18 protein-coding genes are annotated in these 20986 nt (G+C 36.7%); 15 read left to right on the plus strand and 3 right to left on the minus strand.

Translation table 11 applies throughout. From position 1 onward, the window contains the following. Positions 1–111: 111 nt before the first annotated feature. Both K245_RS0101475 and trmB read right to left on the minus strand, forming a co-directional pair. On the minus strand, positions 112–816 hold the full coding sequence (locus K245_RS0101475) for a DUF3313 domain-containing protein (protein ID WP_027357884.1): 705 nt from the start codon (positions 814–816) through the stop codon (positions 112–114). A gap of 275 nt (positions 817–1091) precedes the next feature. Continuing rightward, the gene (gene trmB / locus K245_RS0101480) at positions 1092–1787 is read right to left on the minus strand and encodes a tRNA (guanosine(46)-N7)-methyltransferase TrmB (RefSeq protein WP_027357885.1); all 696 of its coding nucleotides are present in this window, start codon (positions 1785–1787) and stop codon (positions 1092–1094) included. Between the two features lie 465 nt (positions 1788–2252). Here trmB and K245_RS0101485 point away from each other — a divergent pair, with 465 nt between their 5' ends. After that, positions 2253–4595, plus strand: a complete 2343-nt coding sequence (locus K245_RS0101485; RefSeq protein ID WP_027357886.1) for a hypothetical protein — start codon at positions 2253–2255, stop codon at positions 4593–4595. A 243-nt stretch (positions 4596–4838) separates the two neighbouring features. On the opposite strand, the gene K245_RS0101490 is transcribed toward K245_RS0101485, so the two are convergent. After that, positions 4839–5687, minus strand: a complete 849-nt coding sequence (locus K245_RS0101490; protein WP_027357887.1) for an NAD(+)/NADH kinase — start codon at positions 5685–5687, stop codon at positions 4839–4841. Positions 5688–5829: 142 nt separating this feature from the next. Between K245_RS0101490 and K245_RS0101495 the strand changes: the two genes are divergently transcribed. The 14 genes from K245_RS0101495 (at position 5830) to K245_RS0101560 (ending at position 20910) form a co-directional block, all read left to right on the plus strand. Then, complete coding sequence (locus K245_RS0101495) at positions 5830–6948, plus strand: branched-chain amino acid ABC transporter substrate-binding protein (protein ID WP_051283760.1); 1119 nt, start codon at positions 5830–5832, stop codon at positions 6946–6948. 120 nt (positions 6949–7068) lie between these two features. Then, positions 7069–7977 carry a branched-chain amino acid ABC transporter permease gene (locus K245_RS0101500; RefSeq protein ID WP_027357889.1) on the plus strand — a complete coding sequence of 303 codons (909 nt, stop codon included), beginning with the start codon at positions 7069–7071 and terminating at the stop codon, positions 7975–7977. A gap of 24 nt (positions 7978–8001) precedes the next feature. Continuing rightward, positions 8002–9189 carry an ABC transporter permease subunit gene (locus tag K245_RS0101505; RefSeq protein ID WP_027357890.1) on the plus strand — a complete coding sequence of 396 codons (1188 nt, stop codon included), beginning with the start codon at positions 8002–8004 and terminating at the stop codon, positions 9187–9189. A gap of 19 nt (positions 9190–9208) precedes the next feature. After that, positions 9209–10006, plus strand: a complete 798-nt coding sequence (locus tag K245_RS0101510; protein ID WP_027357891.1) for an ABC transporter ATP-binding protein — start codon at positions 9209–9211, stop codon at positions 10004–10006. Further along, positions 9993–10697: an ABC transporter ATP-binding protein gene (locus tag K245_RS0101515; protein ID WP_027357892.1), complete on the plus strand. Its 705-nt coding sequence runs from the start codon at positions 9993–9995 to the stop codon at positions 10695–10697. The genes K245_RS0101510 and K245_RS0101515 overlap by 14 nt, the downstream gene beginning before the upstream one ends. 16 nt (positions 10698–10713) lie before the next feature. Continuing rightward, complete coding sequence (locus K245_RS0101520; RefSeq protein WP_027357893.1) at positions 10714–11433, plus strand: transcriptional repressor; 720 nt, start codon at positions 10714–10716, stop codon at positions 11431–11433. Next, on the plus strand, positions 11430–12428 hold the full coding sequence (locus K245_RS0101525; RefSeq protein ID WP_051283762.1) for an adenosine kinase: 999 nt from the start codon (positions 11430–11432) through the stop codon (positions 12426–12428). The genes K245_RS0101520 and K245_RS0101525 overlap by 4 nt, the downstream gene beginning before the upstream one ends. Before the next feature lie 18 nt (positions 12429–12446). Continuing rightward, the gene (locus K245_RS0101530; protein WP_027357895.1) at positions 12447–13115 is read left to right on the plus strand and encodes a tetratricopeptide repeat protein; all 669 of its coding nucleotides are present in this window, start codon (positions 12447–12449) and stop codon (positions 13113–13115) included. A gap of 297 nt (positions 13116–13412) precedes the next feature. Next, positions 13413–14471, plus strand: a complete 1059-nt coding sequence (gene pilM, locus K245_RS0101535) for a type IV pilus biogenesis protein PilM (protein ID WP_027357896.1) — start codon at positions 13413–13415, stop codon at positions 14469–14471. Then, positions 14468–15070, plus strand: a complete 603-nt coding sequence (locus K245_RS0101540; RefSeq protein WP_027357897.1) for a PilN domain-containing protein — start codon at positions 14468–14470, stop codon at positions 15068–15070. The genes pilM and K245_RS0101540 overlap by 4 nt, the downstream gene beginning before the upstream one ends. Continuing rightward, positions 15067–15747, plus strand: a complete 681-nt coding sequence (locus K245_RS22575; RefSeq protein ID WP_051283764.1) for a type IV pilus inner membrane component PilO — start codon at positions 15067–15069, stop codon at positions 15745–15747. The genes K245_RS0101540 and K245_RS22575 overlap by 4 nt, the downstream gene beginning before the upstream one ends. Before the next feature lie 28 nt (positions 15748–15775). Then, positions 15776–16477, plus strand: coding sequence for a pilus assembly protein PilP (locus tag K245_RS0101550; protein WP_027357898.1), 702 nt, complete (start codon positions 15776–15778; stop codon positions 16475–16477). Between the two features lie 4 nt (positions 16478–16481). After that, entirely contained in the window at positions 16482–19124 is a 2643-nt protein-coding gene (gene pilQ / locus K245_RS22580) for a type IV pilus secretin family protein (RefSeq protein WP_051283765.1), read from the plus strand. Between the two features lie 31 nt (positions 19125–19155). Continuing rightward, entirely contained in the window at positions 19156–20910 is a 1755-nt protein-coding gene (locus K245_RS0101560; protein ID WP_027357899.1) for a hypothetical protein, read from the plus strand. The last annotated feature ends 76 nt before the right edge of the window (positions 20911–20986 follow it).

Raw genomic sequence — 20986 nt, forward strand, 5'->3', positions numbered from 1 at the left:
TATCCGCCAGGAGGCCGAATTTTTAATCTTGAATGAGGTTAATAAAAGGCGGATTGAATAAGTTCCGCCTTTTATTATTTATAAAGAAATATTTAATAAAATCAGAACATATTAGTAATTATCAGGCTTTTCACAATTGGTAGCGCCTTTTTCAGTGCAAAGCGCATAACGTACTTTCTTGGCCCAGTATTCCATTCCTGCGTTCGCGTCATTCCATGAATCGAAAAGTCCGCCCATACCTTTTCCGCCAACTCTGCGATCCACCGCAGCCCCAAGAATTTCGCCTGTAGCTGCATCTGTAATTTTCATTTCACCGGTGATTTCACCAACTGCACTTGGCTTTCCTGTGGCAAAAGTCTTAATGACAGAAAAAGCTGCTCCAAAAGGAAGGATGGTTGACATAGTATCCATGGCAGGATTTGAAGCATCTGCGTCTAGTATAGCTGTCTGAATTTTTAATACATCCGGAGCAGGGTCTTTAACTATCTTGTAATCCTTGCTCAGTTCCTTGACAAGATATGAATAACTGTTTGATGAAAGGTTCTTGAGATCTGCAAGTTCTTCTGCTGTAGCATTTTTAGGTTTGAAAATTATTACCGGATCAATAATGACCTTTGAATATTTTTTGAAGTTTGCCTTTGGATTAACATAACGCTTAAGAGCTTCCCCGTCTCCACCATCTTTCAGTATTGATTTGTCAACGAGAAATGTCTTTGCTTCTACATCTCTTGCCTGTTTGGTTTTCATACATGCTGAAATAGAAAAAGCCATGCAAAAAGAAACAGATAATAAGACAATTTTTTTGGAAATTTTCATAAATTAACTCCTTTATTATTTTATTGATAAAAAATTAACCGGCAAAAAGATTATAAATTATTAAAAATATGTTTCATCGTTTTGCAAAAATTAAAAAAAGGCACAAGCTTCACACCATACTGTGTCAGACTTAACAATATCGCAAAAAGAGCAGGCCTGAATCCAGAAATGGCTGAAATTAAAAAGATACCGGATCAAGTCCGGCATGACGACACCTTCCTTTTTTGACTTTTTGCGAGACCATCAGACCCGATTCTATTGAAAAAAAGTATATTCTAACTATTGCCTGATAAATCTGAAAAAGTGAAATTTATATATTTAATTTTTTTCTCCTTTTTCAAATATTTTTTTTCGAAAGTTGTCTGTATTTCAATACAACTATCTGAAATATTATAAAAATTATTATTGTAAAGATCGTCTGTATGGTAAATCAGGCTTGCTCCGCTGTTCAATGCACTTTCCTTGGAAAAATGATAAAGATTATCATCATCTGTTTTAAGATGAACAGAGCCTCCGGGCTTTAAAATTTTTCTATATATTTCAAGAAATTTTTCTGATGTGAGTCTTTTCTTTATATTGGCTTTACTCTCACCGCTTTGGGGATCAGGAAATGGTATCCATATTTCATCTACCGTGTTTTCATGAAAAAAATCAAGAATACTTTCTATTCTGATCCTGGCGAAAAAAGCATTGTAAAGTCCTTCCTGGATGGCATTGGTTGCTCCCCGCCATATTCTGTCACTTTTTATGTCAATTCCTATTATAAACCTTTCAGGATATCGTCTCGCAAGTCCAAGTGTATATTCACCTTTTCCGCATCCAAGCTCAATAATGATGTTATCCTCGAAATCTGAGATTTTCTGCTTAAGTCTCTCCATGTTTTCCGAGATAGAATCGTCACCTGGAAATATTTTGATAACATTTGGAAAATTATATACATCATCATATCTGTGTGCTTTTTTTCTGCCCATAATACTCTGTTTTTTATTGATTGTTAATACATTGTTACCGTTAAAACCGACCATTCCTTTATTTAATAAATAATTAAAAGACTCAATATTTTAATAATACTATTAATTTGTATTATTATGGAATGAGAACTTATAATTGTTAATCCGTTATTCTGAAATATTATTATGTCAATAATAACTGGTTTTTTGAACATCAAAAAAAATATTGTTCAAAAGGTTCGAGATATGAACAATTCAATAATATAATAAACTGATAATAAATTCATTAAATACAATATATTATATAGATTATCCACAAATATACATTCTATTATAATCTTTTATTTTATATTTAATAATTAAAGAAAATAATTAGTAGACTGGTTTTTGATAATTATTCAAGTTATTAAACAGAGAAAGAATATCAATCTGTGAGTATTGAACGCCGGTAAAATCGAAACAATTTTGAGGTTAAAGGGAGAGGATATGAAGATTTATAAAACTCTTATAATTATGATTCTTACATTGATGGTATCAGGGCTATCTTTTGCCGCTTCTTCCGAATCAGCACCAGGTGATCCTTCTGCTGACCAGGGATGGCCAAGAATTATAGAAAAAAACGGGAAAGTACTTACAATATACCAGCCCCAGGTGGATTATTGGAAGGATTACAAAGATATTGGCTTCAGAAGCGCCATTTCCTTAAAAACCGGTAAATCCAAAAATGAAAAATTCGGTGTAATAGAAATAGAGGCTGATACTGTTACTGACCAGGCAGCCAGAGTTGTTGCATTGATCAGCAAAAAAAGGGAAATCCGTTTTCCGAACACATCTGAAGCCGAAGCAGAGGCTTTGATTAAGGTAGTAAATGAGCTGATTCCACCAAAAAGCGCAATGACAATATCACTTGACAGGGTAATGGCTTATATTGATCCTATAAATCAGACCCAGCAGCATCCGGTTGAAGTAAATCTTGATCCTCCTAAGATTTTTTACAGCAGCAAACCTGCAATCTTAGTATTATTCATGGGTAAACCAGAGTTAAAACCTGTTGAAAAGGACCGGACAGATCTGATGTTTGCCGTGAATACCAACTGGGACGTATTTTATGACACCACAGACCAAAATTATTATCTTCTTAACGGCAGCAGCTGGCTTAAAAGCGGGGATCCTACAAGCGAAAAATGGAATGCTGTTGATAAATTGCCGTCAGCATTGTCTTCCCTGCCAGCCAATGATAACTGGATAGATGTTCAAAAGAATATTCCTGGAAAACCTGATAAGAATTCTCCATTGGTATTTGTAAGTAATGAACCGGCAGAACTTATTTTAACAAATGGAGAAACCAGCTTCAGCCCAATAAAGGGTACAAAGCTGCTTCGTGTTGTAAATTCGGAAAGTACGGTTTTTCTTAACTCTGGTGATGGCAAATATTATATTCTTATGGCTGGAAGATGGTTCAGAGCTGCTAGTCTGCAAGGGCCTTGGTCAGCAGCTAGCAAGGATCTTCCAGCTGATTTTGCAAGGATTCCTGATGATGATCCTTCTGCTTTTGTTAAATCATCTGTTCCTGGAACAACCGATGCAAAAGACGCTGTCTTACTTGCTTCAATACCTTCAAAATCAGTTGTTAAAAAGTCGGATCCAGTAAAGGTTGATGTTACATACAGCGGCGAACCTAATTTTCAGACAATACCTGATACAAAAGTACAGTATGCAACAAATTCACCCAATACGGTCTTTATAGTAAATGGAAGCTACTATTGTTGTGAAAATGGGGTCTGGTTAAGCAGCAGCAGTGCAAATGGACCTTGGGCCTTATGCACAAATGTTCCAAAGGAGATTTACAGCATTCCTCCAACGCATCCGACGCATAATGTAACATATGTTGTAGTACAGGACAGTACTCCTGATACAGTTACATACTCCCAGACTTCAGGATACAGCGGAGAATATGTTGCCGCCACAGGCGTCCTGATGTTCGGAGCCGGAATGATCCTTGGTGCCATGATAGCAGATGATCATGACCACTATTATTATCCTCCTTATCCTGCATATTATTCTTACGGATGCGGCGCCAGATACAGCTATGCATATGGTGGTTACTACCGTGCAGCTCATGTCTCATATGGTCCTTACGGCGGAGCCGGAGCAGCTGCGAGATATAATCCATATACCGGCACATATTCTCGAGGAGCCTATGCCTATGGCCCTGCAGGCAGCGCATCAGTAAGACAGGCGTACAATCCTTATACAGGTGCCAGAGCAACATCAACCAGAGTTAATACTGCTTATGGCTCTGCTGGTCGCGGAGCCGCTTATAATCCTGCAACAGGCACAGCTGTAAGAGGAGGCTACAGGAGCAATGCAAACGGATCTGCCGCAGGTTTTAAGACAAACAAGGGTACCGGAGCTGTTGCGTGGGATACCAAATATAGTGAAGGAGCTGTGGCCAAGGGCAGACAGGGCAATGTTTATGCAGGCAAAGACGGCACAGTTTATAAAAAAGACAATTCAGGCAACTGGAGCAGCAATAGTGGAGACGGATGGGAGTCTGTGGAAAGACAACAGTCAAAGAGCGTGAAAACAAATTCAACAGCCACATCAACCCAAAGCCGTGCCAGGTCTTCAGCTACACAAGTTAATACAGCACAGACACAGTCAAGGCAGGTTTCAGATACATCAGCAAACAGAAACTCATTTGAGTCTCGCCAGAGTCTCGAATCCCAGGCCCAGGCCAGACAGAGAGGAAATGATCTTAGTCAGCGCAGCAGAATGGAGAGGCCTTCTGGTGGATCATTTGGTGGTGGTGGAAGAAGATCGAGATAAAATGGATTATCTTTATGTTCAGATATTTTAAAGTTATCCTATGTCATTGTAATTAAAATAAATTAAATGTGGTTATGGTGTTTAAAAAATAACCATAACCACATTTAATGTGACAAAAAGTCTTATTTCAGTCATTCCGGCGCAGGCCGGAATCCCGAAGCGCTTGAAAATACTGAATGCCTGATAAAGTCCGGTATGAGGACGATGCCTTTTTTGACTTTTTGCGAGACCACAAAACTTAGATCAAATTCTTCCTCCGCTCCATCTGAGCTTCTTTTTGAGAACATCGAAATAGTCATTTCCAGAAAGCATTATCATTGGAACAGGATACTCCGCTTTTTCCACGTAGATTAAATCTCCGGCCATGATATCAATTCCTTCCTGACCATCTAGCGTTAGAATAAGTTCTGAAGAGCGTTCTTCTGGTTCAAGAATTATTTTTGAGAATTCAGGAAGGATAAGAGGCCTGTTTGTGAGCGTGAAAGGACATATTGGAGTCATGATTATGCATGGCACATATGGATGTATTATTGGTCCGCCGGCAGCCATGGAATATGCAGTTGAGCCTGTGGGTGTGGCTATGATGAGGCCATCTCCTGTATATGTCGTAAGACTGAAATCATTTACAATGGTCTTTATTCTGGCTAGTCTTGCAAGTGATCTTTTGTTGATAACCATATCATTTAGAACATTTTCACTGACAATGGTTTTGCCATTTCTGACAAGAGTAATTTCAAGCCTTATTCTGTGTTGTACAGTAAAATTTCCATTTATAATTGCTTCTGCAGCAGGGAATATCTGATCTTCGGATATTTCAGCCAGAAAACCTACTTCACCGAATTTTACACCTATCATTGGAGAAGGCTTTATACCTGCCCATCTAGAGGCGCTAAGAAAAGTTCCGTCTCCACCAAGCACAAAAATGCAAATAAAATCAGTTTCCGAAGATTTTTCACTTATCGGCAAACCTTTTTTTCTAATTATTTCTATACCGCGCTGATTGAACCATTTTTCAAGAATCAAAGAGCTTTTGATAGCATTGTCATCGTTTTTTACAACAAAACCTATTTTTTTAGACTTCGTATTGTTCATCCAGATAACCATATTAAAGAAAATTCAAAAATTATGTGCACTTGTATTTTTCTTTGTACTTGACTCATAAAATTTATCTTTTTATTTATATCCAGCATTTTGATTATTATTAAACAAATTATCAAGGGGGATTGGTTATTTTATGAAAATAAACAGAAAAGCAGTATTTGCCTTTGCATGTATTTTTATGGCTTCAGCCCCGGCTTTTGCTGCAGAAACCATAAAAATAGGAATAGGAGGAGCTCATAGTGGTGATCTTGCTTCTTATGGTCTTCCAACCGTAAAAGCGGCAGAGCTTGTTGTTGAAGAAAGAAATGCCGCTGGCGGAATTCTCGGAAAACAGATTGAATTAATCAAAGAAGATGATGCATGTAAGCCGGAAATAGCTACCAATACCGCAACCAAACTCATCACAAGCGGAGTTCAGGCGGTAATTGGTCACATATGCAGCGGAGCCACAAAGGCTGCTATAGGCATATATAAAGGCTCAAATCTTGTATGTATTTCGCCTTCAGCAACAGCGCCAGATTTTACACTTAGCGGTGATTATCCAAATTTTTTCAGAACAATATCCCATGATTTTTTACAGGCAGATCTTCAGGCAGATTTTGTTTTAAATAATCTTAAAGCACAGAAGATTGCAATAATTCATGACAAAGGTGAATATGGAAAGGGTATTGCAACAATTGTTAAGGAAAAAATTGAAAAAGCAGGTTTTAAAGATAAAATTGTAGTTTTTGAAGGCGTTACAAGCGGAGCAGTTGATTACGCTGCCATAGTTCAGAAAATTAAGCATGAAAAGGCTGATACCATTGTATGGGGCGGATATCACGCAGATGCATCAAAGATAATAAAACAGATTCGTCAGAAAAAGATGCAGGTTAATTTCATAGGTCCTGACGGACTAAAAGATGAAACATTTATTCAGGTAGCAGGAGCAGATGCTGAAGGTGTATATGCATCAGGCCCATCTACCCCTAAAAATTCCCTCGCAGAAAAAGCCAGGGAACAGCATATTAAGAAATATGGTGAAGAGCCCGGTGCTTTTTATTATCAAGCATATTCAGCAACTCTTGCACTTCTTAACGCTATCCAGAAAGCAGGATCAACTGATTTTGCAGCTTTAACAAAAGCTCTGAAGTCGGAATCTGTAGATACGCCTATAGGAAAAATAAGCTTTGACAAGAATGGTGATGCTACTGGTATCAGTCTATCAATGTACAAGGTTGAAAAAGGCAAATTTGTAGAGCAGGTCAAGTAAATAAAATATAGTTAAAAATATCGGGGGTTTGGGATTTTATCTCAACCCCCTGTCTTGTTTTTAAAAGAAAAAATACTTTAGAGATACCCTTTTAATCCGTTTACGGAGAAATAAACATAAATGAGTTTTGAATATTTTTTTGAGCTTTTTTTGGGTGGACTGAGCAGAGGAAGTATTTATGCCCTCATAGCCCTAGGATATACAATGGTCTATGGAATCATAGAGCTCATCAATTTCGCCCATGGCGAGATTTATATGATTGGTGCTTTTACAGCCCTTATTATTGCTGGAATTCTGACATTTCTCGGGCTGAATCATTTTGCTGTTTTTGTGATATCAATTCTTGCTGCGGTTATCTGGGCATCTGCATATGGATTTACCATAGAAAAAATTGCTTACAAGCCCCTAAGAAAAGCTCCAAGGCTATCTCCCCTGATAAGTGCCATAGGTATGTCTATTTTTCTTCAGAATTACGTCCTTATAGCTCAGACAGATAAATATCTTCCTTTTCCTTCGGTCATACCTGAATTTGAATTCTGGGAGCCTTATTCACATATAATTGGTTCAGTTGAGCTTGTAATTCTTGTTCTTACAGCAGTAATAATGACAGCCCTTACATTTTTGATAAAATTTACAAAAATAGGCAAAGCCATGAGAGCTACGGCCCAGGACAGAACTATGGCTATGCTTCTTGGTGTGTCAGTAAATAAAATAATATCATTTACATTTATTCTTGGATCATTCCTTGCCGCAGTTGGAGGTGTTCTTGTCGCCTCACAGATGGGACAGATTAATTTTGGAATAGGATTCATGGCAGGAATAAAGGCATTTACTTCCGCAGTTTTGGGCGGAATAGGAAGTATTCCCGGAGCAGTTCTTGGAGCCATAGTTCTTGGCCTGACAGAGAGTTTTGCAACAGGATATATTTCCAGCGATTATCAGGATGTGTTCGCTTTTGCCCTTCTTATTCTTATCCTCATTTTCAGGCCTTCAGGTCTCTTGGGAAGAGCAACGACTCAAAAGGTATAAATTGAAAAGGAGATTATAATAATAATGATAAAAGCCGAATATTTAAAAAAATCAGTGATTGCAGCCTTATGGATGGTTTTTCTGACTTTTCCGATTGCAGTCATAAAAGTAAATACAATTGAAAATACTATTAACTGGAGATGGGTGAATGCATTATTTGCAGGTGCCGCCGGTTTTTTATTCTCATATATATGGAATTATTTTCAGGATAAAAAAAATAGTCCGAAAAATAAGTCAGCTAGTTCGGACAGATTTGTTTTATTAGGCAATGCAGCTCAGACAAAAAGTGTGAAAAATGCTTTTTATATTTCAGTTGCTGTTTTAGCGGCTGTCGTTCCTTTTGCAGGCCCATATCAGACTACTATCTTCACAACCGCAATGCTTTATATAATATTGGGTCTTGGGCTCAATATAGCAGTCGGCATGGCTGGTCTGCTTCATCTCGGATACGCCGCCTTCTACGCTGTTGGAGCATACACATATGCGCTTCTTCATATTCATTTAGGGATTGGTTTCTGGCTTGCACTTCCAATAGGAGGTCTTGTAGCGGCCATTTTTGGTATAATTCTTGGTCTGCCGGTTTTGAGGCTTAAAGGTGATTATCTTGCAATTGTTACACTTGGATTTGGAGAAATAGTAAGAATAGTACTCGAAAACTGGAATGAATTTTCTAAAGGTCCAAGCGGAATTTCAGAAATACCTGGTCCCTGGTTTTTTGGAATGAAGCTGAATTCATATCAGCACATAATGTATATCTATTATGTTGCCCTGATCCTGACAATTCTGGTTATTATTTTTACAAACAGGCTTCAGAGTTCAAGAATAGGAAGGGCTCTCATGGCTATGAGAGAAGATGAGATTGCAAGTGAAGCCATGGGCATTGATATTACTAAAACAAAACTCACAGCTTTTGCTTTTAGCGCTGCAATAGCGGGCGTGGCAGGAGTGCTTTTTGCTGCAAAGACTACATTTATAAATCCCCAGAGTTTCACTTTCATGGAATCAGCAATTATTCTTTCAATAGTAGTTTTAGGTGGAATGGGGTCTATCACAGGAGTAATAATTGCGGCACTTGTGCTTATTCTTCTTCCTGAATACTTGAGAGAGCTTGGAAATTACAGAATGATCATATTCGGAGCGAGCATGGTTCTAATGATGCTTTTCAGGCCTCAGGGGCTTATTTCAAACGTCCGTAAAATTTATAAGATTTAATTCCTTAACGGTGAAAATAATGGAACCAATTCTTGATGTAAAACAGTTATGCATGGATTTTGGAGGACTTAGAGCCCTCAATGAAGTGGATTTCAAAATATTCGAAGGTGAAATAACAGCCCTTATAGGGCCTAACGGAGCAGGAAAAACAACTTTTTTCAACTGTATATCCGGAATCTATAAACCTACGGCTGGTCAGGTGACAATGAGAAAGCCGGGTGGTTCATCCACTGTGACTGTGAATGGCTTCAGGCCAAGCAAAGTTGCATCGCTTGGTATGACAAGAACCTTCCAGAACATAAGACTTTTCCAGAATATGACAGTTCTTGAAAACGTTATGATTGGACGTCATCCAAGAACTAATTCAGGAATATTCGGAAGCTTGTTAAGAACATCCAAAATGATGAATGAAGAAAAATCCATTGTTGAAGATAGTTTCAAGCTTCTTGAAAAAATGGAACTTGCCGAGCTTGCCAATGAGTTTGCAAAAAATCTTTCTTACGGAGCCCAGAGAAGGTTGGAAATAGCAAGGGCAATGGCAGGAGATCCATTTCTAATATTGCTCGATGAACCAGCTGCAGGGATGAATCCCCAGGAAACACTTGAATTAGATGAACTTATCAGAAAAATTCGTGATGTTGACAAGATAAGTATACTTCTTATTGAACATGACATGAAACTGGTCATGAATATATCCGACAGAATATATGTCCTTGATTACGGTACTATCATAGCATCAGGCAATCCGGATCATATAAGGACAAACAAGGCTGTAATTAAAGCTTATCTTGGAGAAGAAGAAAATGCTCAAGCTTGAAAATATAAATACATTTTATGGGAATATTCAAGCACTTAAAAATATTTCCATGGAAATAAGAGAGGGAGAGATTATTACTCTTATAGGGGCAAACGGAGCAGGAAAAACAACAACATTGATGACTATTTCAGGAATTATTGCCTCAAGATCAGGCAAAATTGTTTTTAACGGAATTGATATTAGCTGCATGAGTCCTGAAAAAATAGTTGCAATGGGTCTTTCCCATGTCCCTGAAGGAAGGAGAATATTTCCCCAGCTTACAGTTCTTGAAAATATAGAAATGGGTGCATATCTGAGAAAAGATAAAGAGATCAGATCAGATATGGACTATGTTTTCGACCTTTTTCCAATTCTGAAAAAAAGAAAAACCCAAGCAGGTGGAACCCTTTCCGGTGGAGAGCAGCAGATGCTCGCAATATCAAGGGCACTTATGACAAGGCCAAAGCTTCTTCTGCTTGACGAACCATCACTCGGACTGGCTCCTTTAATAATCAAACAGATCTTTGAAATTATTACAAAAATAAACAATGAAAATGGAACCACAGTTTTTCTTGTGGAACAGAACGCCAATCTTGCTCTTAAATGTGCACATAGAGGATATGTTATGGAGAATGGTGAAATAATTCTGGCTGATACAACAGATAAGCTGCTTTCAAATCCAGAAGTGAAGAAGGCGTACCTCGGAATATAGAATGCAGGAATATTAGATGTTTTTTGATAAGTTTAAGATACACGACATAGAGAAAGAACAATTTAAAAATATATTAAAGCAATGCGGATTCGGAGATTATGAAGATCGGTACAGTATTCTGGAAACTTTTTTAAAAACAGAAAAGCATTTATCTTCAGATGAGTTGTCATGCCTGCTTGGAGAGGATGGAATAATTCGTTCTGATGCCTTTGTAAAAGAGACTCTTGATCTTATGTGCGATCTTGGCTTTGCCCAGAAGCGGACATTTGATAGTGGAATAGAATTATACGAACATCTGCATATTGGATATCATCACGACCATATTATATGTACAATATGTGGTAAAATAACTGAATTTGAAAACAGAGAACTGGAGAGGTTGCAGGTTCAGATTGCCAAGAACAGTGGTTTTCACATGTTGAATCATAGAATGGAATTATATGGAATCTGCAATTCATGTCTGGATAAGAGAATGCCATATTTTGTTTTATCTTCAGCACGTGAAGGCGAAAGACTTATAATTGATGATTTGACAGGATGCAAAAACAGCCGTACAAGGCTTATGAATATTGGGCTTAAGCCCGGCGATAGCATAGAAGTAATAACTAACTATTCTTCAGGACAGATGGTAATAGCCCGTGAAGGAAAAAGATTTATCATTGGAAGAGGTCTTTCAGAAAAAATCAGATGCAGACCTTATTATAATGATACTGAAATGGAGCACCATAATAAATGACATATTATAAAGGTATCAAGCCTGGCAGAAACATTATTGCAGGAATAGGCTCGGCCCTGGTTGACATACTGTCCCATGAAAAAGATGAAACACTTTTGAAAATAGGTGGATCAAAAGGCGGCATGACGCTTGTGGACTCAGAAACTATAGAAAATGCAATTAAAATGCTGCTGGATACGCCGGTTACAGCTCCTGGCGGAGCTGCCTGCAACGCAATCAATGGAATAGGAAAAATTGGTGGTAGGGCAAGATTCATAGCTAAATATGGAGATGACGAGACAGGTGTTTTTTTTGAGAATGGGCTTAAATCAAGCGGTGTTGAAACATTTCTGATAAAATCATCATTGCCCACAGGAAGAGTTATTTCAGTAATAACCGAAGATGCTCAAAGAACCATGTTTACTTACCTTGGGGCCTCAGCAGAACTAAAACCTGAAGAAATTACAGAAAATTGCTTTGAAAACTGCGCAATAGTTTTTATTGAAGGATATCTACTTTTTAATAGGGCTCTTATAAAAAAGGCCCTTGAATGTGCAAAAAGAGCAGGATCAGTAATAGCTCTGGATCTTGCAAGTTATACCGTGGTTGAGTCTTCAAAAGATATTCTTGACGATCTTATTTCTGAATATGTGGATATACTAATTGCTAATGAAGATGAGGCAAAATATTTTACAGGCGTTTCCGATGAAAAAGAATCTCTTAAAATTATGTCTGCAAATGTTGATATAGGCGTTCTTAAAATTGGCAAAAGGGGCAGTCTTATCAGCCATGAAGATAAAATTCACTATATTGAACCAATGGGAGATGGTTCTGCAAGAGATACAACGGGTGCAGGTGACCTTTGGGCATCAGGTTTTCTTTATGGAATAGTTAGCGGATTTGATATAAATAAAGCTGGCAGAATTGCTTCAGCCTGTGGTTATGAAGTTTGTCAGGTTGATGGAGCAGTTATACCTGAAGCAGGTTGGGATAGAATAAGAAAAATAATAATATAGACCGAATGGAGATCTTTAATGAAAAAGGATTCAGAAAATCTTATTATCGACGAAGAAACAGCAAAAAAATATATTCATAAGTTTACTTCATTTGTCACTGATAATAGAATAAGTATTATAGGAAGCTTTGTAGTAATCATAGCTTTAATAGCAGGATCACTAATATATGCTAATATGAAGTCAAGCAGGGATGAGAAAGCATCATACTTATTGACTGAAATGATGACATTAATTAAAAACGATGCAAATACAGGCACATCAATAAAAGATGTTGAAAAAAAGTATACGCAGTTAAAAAGCGAGTTTCCGACTAATCAATCCGCTAAAATATCTGGCATCGTGTATGCTTCGTATATGTATAATATTGGTAAATATAAAGAAGCTTTAGAGCTTTATGAAGAATCAGCAAAAAATTTTGACAAGGATCCTCTGCTTGGGAGAATAGCATTAGCAGGCACTGGTTATTCTTATCTCATGCTCAAGGATAATAACAAAGCAATAGCATCATTTGATAAAATTGCTAATTCAAATCTTTATATGGGCAGAGACGAAGCTTTCATATATAGTGGAATAGCTTATAATGAATTAAAGGACCCGGAAAAGTATAAAAATTCATTTTTGAAAGCCCTGGAAGTAAATAATAATTCAATTTATACTCAGCTCATAAAAGAAAAATTTCCGGGTTAAAGGACTACTAAGGGTGTAATAATAAAACACCCTTAGTAAGATAATGAGCTAAATAAACCCGGTTCATATGATAAAATAATCTATATTTTGTTATTTAATGTTTAGTAAATACAATATGTAACATCAGTAAAAAAAATATTAATAAATATCTTGACGTTAGGCTCTGATAGTTTAAAATCCTCACTAAGTATTAATCTTATCTGTTACATATACCGTTCCACATATTAGTTTGATTGATCCAAAGCTCCTTTTATAGAGCTAAAATCTTGATCTCTACCCCAAAAAGAAGAGTCAAATATGTTTCTTAAGAAAAAAGAGCATCTAGTTGGACTTGATATAGGTTCGAAAACGATTAAGGCTGGTGAAATATCAGAGACTAAAAATGGTCTCCAGCTAAAACGTTTCGGAACAATAGATATACCGCCAGGTATTATTGAAGATGGAACCGTTCAGAATGCTGCTGAATTATCAAATTATCTCAAAGAATTATTTAAGTTATTTAATATTACGCAAAGTAATATTGCATTATCCATAGGAGGTAATGCAGGGATAGTAAAAAAAATAAGCCTCAAAACAATGACAGAATCAGAGCTCCAAAAGGTTATTAATATTGAGGCAGAACATTATATCCCATATGATATTTCAGAGGTTAATCTTGATTTTCAGATATTAGGGCCTGTCGAAAATAATCCGAACAATATGAATGTAATATTAGCCGCTGCAAAGAAAGACGTCATTCAAGGATACTTGGATGCTCTTGATGAGGCTGGCTTAGATCCCCGTGTTGTTGATATAGACGCATTTGCTATTCAGAATGTGTTTGAAGTAAATTATGGAAATCAAGATGAATATGTTGCTCTGATTGATTTAGGTTCCACCAAGCTTTCACTCAATATTATTAAAGATGGTGCAAGTGTATTCATGAGAGACGTTTCCATGGGCGGCTTTCAGATAAATCATGAGATCATGAACGCAGCAAACTGCTCTGAAACTGACGCAGAAGATATTAAAACGGGCCAAAAGACAAGTGACAAGATAGATACCGAATATGTTGATCAGATAATATATAATACTGTATCTGACTGGTGCGCAGAAATCGGCCGGGCACTGGATTTCTTCTATGCTTCTTATTCAGGCGACAAGATCAGAAAAATATATGTGTGCGGAGGAGGAGCAAATATCGCCTCGTTCAGAAAACTTCTGTCCGAGCAGACTTCAACTGAAGTAATTGTTCTGAATCCTTTCGGTCATTTGATTATTAATGAAGATGTCTTTGACAGCGACTATCTTCGTAAAATGGCACCGCAGGCAGCAATATGCATGGGCCTTGCAATGAGAAGGATTAATGACAAATGATAAGAATAAATTTACTGCCATTCAGGGCTGCTAGAAGAAAAGAGAATATCAGGAGACAAATTTCAATATTCTTTCTAGGCCTTATACTCTCTATATTGATCATGCTCGTATATTCCATGATGCTTGGTACTAAAATAGGAAAACTGGAAACAAAATTAGCAAAAACAAAAGAAGATCTTAAAATATATGAGAAAAAAGCAAAAGAAGTTGATGAGATGAAAAAGCAGCTTGAGCTGCTTAAAATGAAGATGGATGTCATTGCAAGTTTGGAAAAAAATAGAAAAATACCTCTTGAAATGCTTGATGAGATGTCAAACGCTACAATTCGTAACAGAATGTGGCTTACAGAATTAAATTCGGGATCCTCGTTAGAGCTAAAGGGCTTTGCGATCGATAACCAGACAGTGGCCGATTTTATGAAAAATCTCGAAAAATCAAAATTCTATAGTGCCATAAATCTTAAAACGATAAAGCAGCAGAGTCTTACAAAAGGTTCAAAAAAAGGTGAGTCGAATGTAGACCTGAGATATTTTGAAGTAATATGCGAAAAAAAACCTGAAAATAATCAACCTAAAAAAACTGATCAGGCAAAAAAATGAGCATAGATAATAATAGAGTTGAACAAATAATTGAGCCAATCATAAAGCAAATAGAAGAGCTAACAAAAATTCAAAGAATGATAATATGTATTTTATCCTTTGTTTTAGTAATTGTTGCTTTTGTCTATGGCTTGTATATGCCAAGATTTGAAAAAATAACAAATCTTGAAAAAGAAAATTCGGAATTTGATTCGCGTCTAGAAACGGCAAAAAACAAGGCTCAGTATCATGCTAAATACACGGCTGAGATAAAGGAAGCTGAAGCACAATACAAGACATCAATGGTTGCGTTGCCGGACAAGAAAGAAATACCATCGTTACTTTCAGCTATTTCTCAGTCAGGTAATGAATCCGGAATGGATTTTCTATTATTTGAACCCAAACCTGAAGTAGTAAAAGACTTTTTTGCTGAAATTCCCGTTGATATAAAAATCAAAGGAAATTTTTCAAATCTGATGGTTTTTTTTGATAAAATATCGAAATTATATCGAATAGTTAATATTAGAGATATAAAAATTATTCGTGACGAAAAAGACAAAAATCTACTGATGACATCTGGAAAAGCTGTCACTTATAAGTTTGTCGAAAAGAAAGAAGAAGTTAAAGACACGAAAGACCCAAAAAAATCTAAGAAAACTAAAGACGATAAAAATGAAGATGCTAAAAATAAAAAATAATAGTGTCAAATAAATAGGTGCAGATAAAATGACAAACAAAAACAAGTGTATAACAATATTGTCTGCTATTTTTCTATTGTTTATGTCAGCCTGCTCTGATGATAAGAGTGAAACAAAAAAAATATCAACTGACCAGTCTAAGGCCGTATCAAAAAAAATAGAAAAAAAGATAGAGCCGAGTCAGACAGAAACAGTGAAAGATAAAACATCACAAACTCCAATCAATGTTCAAGAAAATACTGAAATAAGTGGAAAACCTGATCAAAAGCCTGAAGTTGTACAGCAGGCTGAAACAGAAAAAACCACAGCTGTTAATGATAAGGCTCAAGAACAGACAAATGATGATTCTGTTAATAAAGAATTCGATCCAACAGGGAAATTAAATCCTTTTTTACCATTCGTTTCAGACGATGATGCTGAAGAGAATAAAGAAAAAACTGAAAACACTAAGAAAAAGAGAGAGCCCCTCACACCACTTGAAAAAATTGACATAGGGCGGTTAAGATTGACAGCAATTACGCGAACACCTTCAGGAAATATAGCTCTAGTCGAAGAAGCTAATGGGAAAGGCTATGTTCTAAATGAAGGCACATATATAGGTCTTAATTCAGGAAAAGTAATAAGCGTGCTGTCTGATAAAGTAATTATAGAGGAAGAAATAGAAAATATATTTGGCAAGGTTTCCATTCAGGAAAGAGAACTGAAACTTCAGAAACCTACTGGAGAATAGTTTAATGAGCTACGGTCAAATGAAAAACAAAAATTTTACTTTGGTAACATCTTTGGTATTTGTGGTGCTGATAAGCAGTTTCTTTATGAGCTGTTCATCAAAAAACACGGGAATATCTGAAGATAATGTTCAATCGTCTAAACAATCAGATGGTGATGAGCCAAGAAGAATCTCATCGCTGAAGATAGATGAATCAGGATCTGTCATAACGCTCCAGTCCACATCCAGGCTGACATACTCTGTCAATAAAAAGCAAGATCTGCACAGTCTTGAACTTTATCTCCCAAAGACTTTGATTTCAGAAGAAATAGACAGAAATATTGAGTCACGGGGAGTAGTAAAAAATCTCGCCATTGAAGAATCAAAAGAAGATCAGTCATCAATGATAAAAATAAATGCCAATTCAGATTTTGAGCATTCGATTGTCAGAGAGTCTGATAACTTAATAAAAATTAATCTGAAAAATAAAACAGATGAACTGAAGACAGAAAAAGTAACTGCTGCTCCTAATGCAGACCGGCTTGTATCGATAAAAACTGAAAATACAGGTAATGGGCTCAGAATTAAACTGGTTGGGAATGGAAAGATAGACAACTACAAGAAATCAGTTATTGAAAAGCCAAATCCAAGAATAGTTTTTGATATTTATAAAATATCCTCAGACGCGAACAAAGAAAAGAAAATATCTGTGAACAGTCCTTATGCTGATGCAGTAAGATATTATAATTATAGTGATTATGTAAGAGTTGTCATAGATTCGAAGGCAAACGCCTTAAAGAATTTTACAGATATAACCACTCCGGAAGGCCTTATTATTGATATAGGGAAAACAGGAATTGGCGCCGCTTCAACCGTAGCATCAACAGGCGGGCAATCATCATTAAGCAAAGTGGAAAAAATTGATCTTAGTTCTGATAATTCTGGTAAATCAATTTTACAGATTAATACATCAAGCCCAGTTAAATATGAAGTAATTCCAATAGGTAAAAAAATAGAACTTTCCATTAAAAATACTTCGCTATCAACAGAACAGCAGAAACCAGTTGTTTCAAATAAATTTGATAGCGCAGTGGAAAAGATTTTACCGAGCCAAAAGAATTCGGATGCCGCCCTTATGGTTGAAATGAGAAATCAGGTACCATACAGGGTTGAACAGAATGGAAATATTATATCGGTTCATTTTGAAAAAGGAACAAGCCCAGCAGTTTCAAGTTCTCAAACAGCAACAAAATCATCTTTAAAAATTCCAGCAGCAGTAACTTCACCTGCGGCTGGCAAGGTCAATCCTGTAAAACTGGCAGCACCAAATATGGCTTCGGTGTCAAAAAGCAGTATGATGCCAAAAGAAGAGAATATAGGCTTTGATATTGGAAATACTAAAAAGAATTACATCGGCGAGAAAATTGCGCTTGACTTCTTTGAAACTGACATAAGAAACGTTTTCAGAATTATTCAGACCGTAAGCAAAAAGAATTTTGCGATAGACAGTGATGTCAAAGGCAAAGTCACAATGCGTATGGACGAGCCTGTACCATGGGATCAGGTTCTTGATCTCGTGCTTAAGATGAATGGTCTTGGTATGGCTCAAGATGCTGATATCATAAGAATAGCTACTCTGGATCGGCTTAAAAAAGAAGAAGATATGAAGAGAGATGTTCTTAAGGCTCAGACTGAAAAGGAATATCAGCAAAAGGCACTGGAACCAATATTTACAGAATATATAACAGTGAATTATTCAAATGCCAAAAATGAAGTTATGCCTCATTTGAAATCATTAATAACAGAAAAGCGTGGATCAATAAGCATAGATGAGAGAAACAATCAGGTAATAATAACTGATACTAAAGAAAAAATTGCTAAAGCTAAAGATATAATCAAAAGCATTGATAAGGTCACTCCTCAGGTAATTATAGAGGCTCGTGTTGTAGAGGCAACCAATACAGTATCCAGAGAAATAGGTACAAAATGGAATGCTGCTGACAAAGTTGGTGAAGCTGGTGATGATACGATATTTACTTATGCAATGGGAGCAACAAATTTGCCGGCAAATGCCTCTGGACTCGTTGACTTGAGTTTTACACGAATTGCAGGCAATAATATGATTCTTAACGCAAGATTAGAAGCATTTGAGTCAACAGGAGACATAAAGATAATTTCTTCACCTAAAATTCTAACTCTTGATAATAAAGAAGCTAAAATTGAACAGGGTGTTGAATATCCGTATCTTAAAGAAATTGATGAGAATGGAAAAGCAACATATGAACTTAAGCCATTAACCCTGAATCTAACAGTAAAGCCTCATGTTACGCCTGATAATAGAATCGCAATGACCATTGTCATAAAGAAAGACGATATTGGCGATGAAATTGTTCAGTCAACATCAGGAATAACAGGCAACACAAAAACTTTTGCGAGGTCATTTCTTAAAAAGGAAGCCACAACAGAGCTGCTTGTTGATGACGGAGAAACCGTTGTAATTGGCGGTATAGTTAAGACAAGAACAGAAGACAGCTCGCAGGGCGTTCCTTACCTTTCAAAGATTCCTGTTTTGGGATGGCTTTTCAAAAATAAGCTTTCCGATAATGAAAGAAGTGAATTGCTTCTTTTCATAACTCCAAGAATAGTGCAACTTGAACAGAAGGGTTAAGAGCTTTTAATATAAATTAAGGGTAATAAAAATGATAATGAACAGAATTCTACCAAAACTAATAATGCTGATGTTTATATCAGTATTCATATTCTCCGGATGTGGATGGGAGGATGACGAAACTACAGACGGTAGCACTGACACAGTAATAAAGCCAGGTCTAATAGAGTTTGTAAGTGTTTCAAGTGACGTCATAGCCCTTAAAGGGACAGGTAACGCAAACGTGTCTGAAACTGCAACCCTCAAATTCAAGGTATATGGATCCACAGGAGCAGTCTTAGCAGGAACCAAGATTGACTTATCCCTGTCTACAGATGTGGGTGGGATAACTCTATCAGCAACGTCAGCAACAAGCGATACTAATGGAGAGATTTCTGTTAATGTGGCATCTGGGACTGTAATAACTGCATTTACAGTAAATGCGGTTGCATCAGAAAACACATCAATAAAGGCTGTTTCAAGTGAGATTAAAATAACAAGTGCAAGCGTAAAATCATTACAATACATATCTGCAAGTCACGATCTGATAGCATTAAAAGGGACGGGCGGATCAGATCTCACCGAAACTTCGGAGTTGAAATTCAAGGCTATCGATGAGACTGGCAACGTAGTAACAGGAGCTTTGGTAAATTTTGAAACTAATACTACTGTTGGCGGACTTTCACTGAGTTCACACTCTCAGAAGACAGATTTAAACGGAGAAGTTAAGGTAAGCCTAATATCAGGAAATATTCCAACATCTGTATCTGTAGTTGCGTCTCTTGATTCGAATTCTAATATAAGAGTAATATCTAATCATGTAAATATAAGTACAGGCAGGGCAACTTACAGAGGATTTGTGATGGGCCCGGAGGGTTCAAATCATATAATAGGTGGATTGGATACATTTGGCCTGGAAAAGAAAATCATAGTTCAGGCTTCGGATATATTCAATAACCCTGTGCCAGATGGAACGACAGTAAATTTCAGGACTGAGTGGGGACAAATAGATTCATCATGTACCATTCAAGGCGGTCAGTGTTCGGTAATATGGAAAAGTGGCGGTAATACATCTGTTTTTGCAGGACAAAATCCCTATGGGAGAATTACGATTGTTGCCTCGGTTATTGGAGAAGAGAGTTTTACAGATGTGAATTCAAACGGACTCTATGACTCTGATGATAATGCATTCTGGGATCCTTCCAAAGACAATCTCAGTGAGATGTTTATCAACAAGAGTGATATGGTAAACGGAGCCTTTGATTCAAGCTATGACTATGGAGTAGATGAGTTTATTGACGATAACGGGAATGGTGTCTGGGATGCTCAGCCAAACAACATTTATAACGGAAAGCTTTGCTCAGACAGTGCCGAGGCTGCTGGTCTATGCTCAAAAGATCTAATCAGAATCTGGCGAAGTAACGTAATAATAGCGACTCATACTGAGCCGGTTAACTCTTCAGTTATCAAATTATATGATTCGTCGCTTAATCCTGTAACAGATATAGATCTGAAGGGTGTAGTTGAAAAAACTTATTACGCAGAAGTAAAGGACTCCAATGGCAACCCTCTGCCAGAAAGTACGGAGATATCTTTCTCCGTTAATAAAAATGGAACCGAGAATACTACCTTTGAAATCGATAAAAATAAGTATGTTTTATCAAACAGCACAGGTTTAGGTTTGGGATCAACTTTATTTCCATTTACAATAAAAAATAAAAATATAGAGGATAATAGTACATTTGTAATTACTATTAAAGGAAGCGGAGAAAACTCCAGACCATATAATATTGATACAATAATTTAATTTGTTTACTGTTATGAACGGAATCAGCTTTTAGCTGGTTCCGTTTTGCATTATTTTGATAAATCTCAATAGATTG

This window comes from Desulforegula conservatrix Mb1Pa (assembly GCF_000426225.1).
In the GTDB taxonomy this organism is placed as follows: domain Bacteria; phylum Desulfobacterota; class Desulfobacteria; order Desulfobacterales; family Desulforegulaceae; genus Desulforegula; species Desulforegula conservatrix.

Excerpts from the sequence above, each read along its gene's own strand:
- K245_RS22575 (WP_051283764.1), top strand. The coding sequence starts at position 15,067 with ATGAGCATAGATAATAATAGAGTTGAACAAATAATTGAGCCAATCATA.
- K245_RS0101525 (WP_051283762.1), top strand. The coding sequence starts at position 11,430 with ATGACATATTATAAAGGTATCAAGCCTGGCAGAAACATTATTGCAGGA.
- K245_RS0101500 (WP_027357889.1), top strand. The coding sequence starts at position 7,069 with ATGAGTTTTGAATATTTTTTTGAGCTTTTTTTGGGTGGACTGAGCAGA.
- pilM (WP_027357896.1), top strand. The coding sequence starts at position 13,413 with ATGTTTCTTAAGAAAAAAGAGCATCTAGTTGGACTTGATATAGGTTCG.
- K245_RS0101505 (WP_027357890.1), top strand. The coding sequence starts at position 8,002 with ATGATAAAAGCCGAATATTTAAAAAAATCAGTGATTGCAGCCTTATGG.
- K245_RS0101520 (WP_027357893.1), top strand. The coding sequence starts at position 10,714 with ATGTTTTTTGATAAGTTTAAGATACACGACATAGAGAAAGAACAATTT.
- K245_RS0101485 (WP_027357886.1), top strand. The coding sequence starts at position 2,253 with ATGAAGATTTATAAAACTCTTATAATTATGATTCTTACATTGATGGTA.
- K245_RS0101490 (WP_027357887.1), bottom strand. The coding sequence starts at position 5,687 with ATGAACAATACGAAGTCTAAAAAAATAGGTTTTGTTGTAAAAAACGAT.
- K245_RS0101560 (WP_027357899.1), top strand. The coding sequence starts at position 19,156 with ATGATAATGAACAGAATTCTACCAAAACTAATAATGCTGATGTTTATA.
- K245_RS0101530 (WP_027357895.1), top strand. The coding sequence starts at position 12,447 with ATGAAAAAGGATTCAGAAAATCTTATTATCGACGAAGAAACAGCAAAA.
- K245_RS0101475 (WP_027357884.1), bottom strand. The coding sequence starts at position 816 with ATGAAAATTTCCAAAAAAATTGTCTTATTATCTGTTTCTTTTTGCATG.
- K245_RS0101495 (WP_051283760.1), top strand. The coding sequence starts at position 5,830 with ATGAAAATAAACAGAAAAGCAGTATTTGCCTTTGCATGTATTTTTATG.
- K245_RS0101510 (WP_027357891.1), top strand. The coding sequence starts at position 9,209 with ATGGAACCAATTCTTGATGTAAAACAGTTATGCATGGATTTTGGAGGA.
- K245_RS0101550 (WP_027357898.1), top strand. The coding sequence starts at position 15,776 with ATGACAAACAAAAACAAGTGTATAACAATATTGTCTGCTATTTTTCTA.
- pilQ (WP_051283765.1), top strand. The coding sequence starts at position 16,482 with ATGAGCTACGGTCAAATGAAAAACAAAAATTTTACTTTGGTAACATCT.
- K245_RS0101540 (WP_027357897.1), top strand. The coding sequence starts at position 14,468 with ATGATAAGAATAAATTTACTGCCATTCAGGGCTGCTAGAAGAAAAGAG.
- K245_RS0101515 (WP_027357892.1), top strand. The coding sequence starts at position 9,993 with ATGCTCAAGCTTGAAAATATAAATACATTTTATGGGAATATTCAAGCA.
- trmB (WP_027357885.1), bottom strand. The coding sequence starts at position 1,787 with ATGGGCAGAAAAAAAGCACACAGATATGATGATGTATATAATTTTCCA.